Annotated in this window: 3 protein-coding genes and 1 tRNA gene; 3 read left to right on the top strand and 1 reads right to left on the bottom strand. The window is 43.2% G+C overall.

What is annotated here, in order from left to right:
• Positions 1 to 493: DUF815 domain-containing protein (locus WAK81_RS06930; RefSeq protein WP_422196235.1), on the bottom strand; the 493-nt coding region annotated here is incomplete at its 3' end.
• Between the two features lie 189 nt (positions 494 to 682).
• On the opposite strand from WAK81_RS06930, the gene WAK81_RS06925 reads away from it, so the two are divergent.
• From WAK81_RS06925 to WAK81_RS06915, 3 genes are all read left to right on the top strand, one after another.
• Positions 683 to 2,194, top strand: a complete 1,512-nt coding sequence (locus WAK81_RS06925; RefSeq protein ID WP_422196234.1) for a DUF3336 domain-containing protein — start codon at positions 683 to 685, stop codon at positions 2,192 to 2,194.
• Entirely contained in the window at positions 2,181 to 3,002 is an 822-nt protein-coding gene (locus WAK81_RS06920; RefSeq protein WP_422196236.1) for a protein kinase domain-containing protein, read from the top strand. The genes WAK81_RS06925 and WAK81_RS06920 overlap by 14 nt, the downstream gene beginning before the upstream one ends.
• Positions 3,003 to 3,109: 107 nt before the next feature.
• Positions 3,110 to 3,194, top strand: a tRNA-Leu gene (locus tag WAK81_RS06915).
• Positions 3,195 to 3,204 lie beyond the last annotated feature (10 nt).

The raw sequence follows: 3,204 nt of genomic DNA, 5'->3' as shown, positions 1-3,204 counted from the left end.
CTGAATAAGCCGTCATGAATAGGTTTGTGCAACAAAGCCGTTCAGCATTAAAAGCCAGATCGTCACAATAAACAATAAACTTCTCTGAACGCTCTGCAATGAGTCGCTGAATCTGAGGCAGATCAGATAAGTCATCTCGTTCGATTTCAATTAATCGTAACCCTTGATCTGCATACTCGGTGAGTAGGGCACGCACAATTGAAGATTTGCCTGTACCGCGTGAACCGGTCAGCAAGACATCATTGGCAGGCAGGCCTTTTAAAAACTGCAAAGTATTCTGAATCACTTTTTCTTTTTGCCGCTCAATCCCTTTTAAATTGGTCAGCTCTATTTGTCTAAGTTGATGAATCGGTTTGAGTTCACCATGTTGCCACTTATAGGCATGAGCAGAAAAATCAGGAATTTGTTTTAGTTCGGGCAGACTTTGCTGAAGTTGCTGCAGAACAGTCGAAAGGGCATTTAAAATATGGTCAGGTAACTCAATTTTCGCCATGATTTAACATTACAGATTTAAAATTATGCCTAAGATAGTACCATTGCAAAATTCACAGTCAAAGCCAGAAAAGTATGATAATTTGCTTAAAGTAGAGAATTTTCGTTATTGTAGAGGATAGAAAATTTGTACACATTTTCTGGCTCTGGGTACGAGCTGTATCAAGAATAAATATAGGGAAGAAGGCAGATGCTGTTTAAAGATTTTACTCAGGATATTAATCCACATCAGGCCTATCGTATTAAAAAGCTCAAGCAGCAGCTGCAACAGGCTGAGTCCTATGAGGAATGGAAATATATCGCCCTGAAAATAGATGAAGAATCAGGTGCACAGGAATGGAAATTTGATAACAGTTCACCCTACTTTGATGCAGAAGTGATTGTACATCGTCTGGGTAAATTACGACGCTATCGACAACAAAAGCGTACCCGTGACCTGATGTATATTTTACGCGAAGGCCTGAGCTACGATATCGCCAACATTGCCCATCCTCTATTGTTTACCGAAGCCTATGTGGGCACTAAAAGAATTATTGAAGATTATGTGGAGCAAGTCAGCCAAGGCTTGGCGCATATCGCCTCAACAGAATGTATTTGCCTCAGTATTGAAGAAAAGATTGAATTTTTTAAAGGCTGTCAGCGCGCCTACGGCCAGCCAGCCCTGATGTTTTCCGGTGGTTCGACGCTGGGTCTGTTTCATACAGGTGTATGCAAAGCCTTAATGGAACAAGACTTGTTGCCAAAGGTAATGTCTGGTTCAAGTGCGGGTGCCATCATGACCGCCATGTTGGGTGTATCTAAGCCCTCGCAATATATTGATATTTTGAAAGGCCATAATTTTTTTCATGAGGCTTTTCATTTTCGCACCATGAGTGAATTGATGAAAGGCAATGGTGGTCTGGCGGATGTAAAATATCTGAAAAAATTTCTGGTCGAAAATCTGGGTGATCTGACCTTCGAAGAAGCGCTTAAAACCTCAGGTCTGCATATCAATATTGCGGTTGCGCCTTATGATGCCGGACAGGATGCACGCATTTTAAATGCCTATACTTCTCCGGATTTGCTGGTCTGGAGTGCGGTACTGGCGTCTTGTGCGATACCGATCCTGTTTCCACCGGTTCGTTTGACCAGTAAGCGCTATGACGGTCAATATACGCCTTATATGGGCTCAACCCGCTGGGTAGATGGCAGTGTACGAAGTGATTTCCCGCAGGAAAAAATGGCGCGCCTGTATAATATCAATTATACCATTGCCAGTCAGACCAACCCGCATATCGTGCCATTTATGCAGGATGATATTTCACGCTTCCGTAAAGGTACCTTGAGCTGGCCGCAACGAATTGTTCGCCATCAGGGTGCGGTGATTACCAAAGGAATGATGGATTTCGCCCGAGAGCATGCCGGAAGCTTACCTCCTGTACGCCGTCTGCTGGATCATGGCTATGGCGTGGTCGACCAGCGTTATTATGGTGATGTGAATATCGTCGGTAAATATAGCCTGCGCCACTATAGCTATATGTTGCAAAATCCGCGGCCGTATCTGTTTAAAATTTTACAGCGTGAAGGTGAGCGTGCCACATGGCCAAAAATTTCTCTCATAGAGACTCAGGAGCGGGTCGGGAAAACTATTCAGCATTGTCTGGAGCTGCTAAATTATCAGCATACACTTGATCCAATACCTGAATACATTGCCACGACTTAATCTAGATCATCTTGATACTTTTGATTTTGAACTGCGAACCAAAGCCCGCAGTCTGGGTTTTGGTCGACGTCTTTATTATGCCGGAGGGCATGCGCTCTGGCTAAAAACCCAGATACCAAATAGCTCTAATACCTTAAAATCATCTCCGCACGCTCAAATAGGCTGGCAACATGAGCTAGATTTTTATCAGGCTTATGCCAATTCAAGTGATCTGAATTTTTTCCTTCCACATCAAATTATTCAACAGCCTTTCAAGATCAATCATGAACAATTTGAGCAGGCCTTAATTCTGGTCGATGCGCCGGTGCATTTTCAGATCATGCCGCATCAGCAATCCATCATGCAAATTCGACAACATTTGCTGCAAGCCTTAGTGCCTTTAATCTACCTGCAAGAATTGGGCTATTTGCATGCCGATTTAAAGCAGGAACATTTTGTCAATGATCAGGGCAGGGTCTGCCTGCTTGATTTTGAGCATGTCCAAACACTCTATCAGAATGACCTACATGAGCTGAATGCCACACCGCGTTATATGGCACCTGAACTATTTCAAGGCCAAGCTAAGAGCCTACAAAGTGAAGTTTATGCTTTGGGGATTATTTTTTATGAGTGGTTGAGTGGTCAACGTTTACAGGCGAGCGACTATCTGGATTGGGCCTTTTTGCATTGTCAGCGTCTTAAAGTTGAGTTACCGCAGCACTTACAGGCTTTTCAAGGCTTGTTAGAAGAAATGTTAGGTAAGCAGAAGCAGCATCGTTTGGCCGATTTTAAAGCGGTTAAAGACTACTTAATGACTGAAATTGAATGAGAAAAATACAATAAAACGTGGATTGTTTCTTATTTAATCAAACGAGTGTTTTTTTATGATAAACGGCTTGTCAGCTGGAAATGATCTCTATAATATACACAGCCATTGGGGACGTGGCGAAATTGGTAGACGCACTGGATTTAGGTTCCAGCGCCGCGAGGTGTGAGAGTTCGAGTCTCTCCGTCCCCACCAATCGATATTT

The sequence above is a fragment of the Acinetobacter sp. genome (genome assembly GCF_049284435.1).
In the GTDB taxonomy this organism is placed as follows: Bacteria; Pseudomonadota; Gammaproteobacteria; order Pseudomonadales; family Moraxellaceae; genus Acinetobacter.
The sequence above is the reverse complement of the archived record's forward strand: the minus strand, read 5'-3'. Positions and strand labels throughout refer to the sequence as shown.

Excerpts from the sequence above, each read along its gene's own strand:
- WAK81_RS06925 (WP_422196234.1), top strand. The coding sequence starts at position 683 with ATGCTGTTTAAAGATTTTACTCAGGATATTAATCCACATCAGGCCTAT.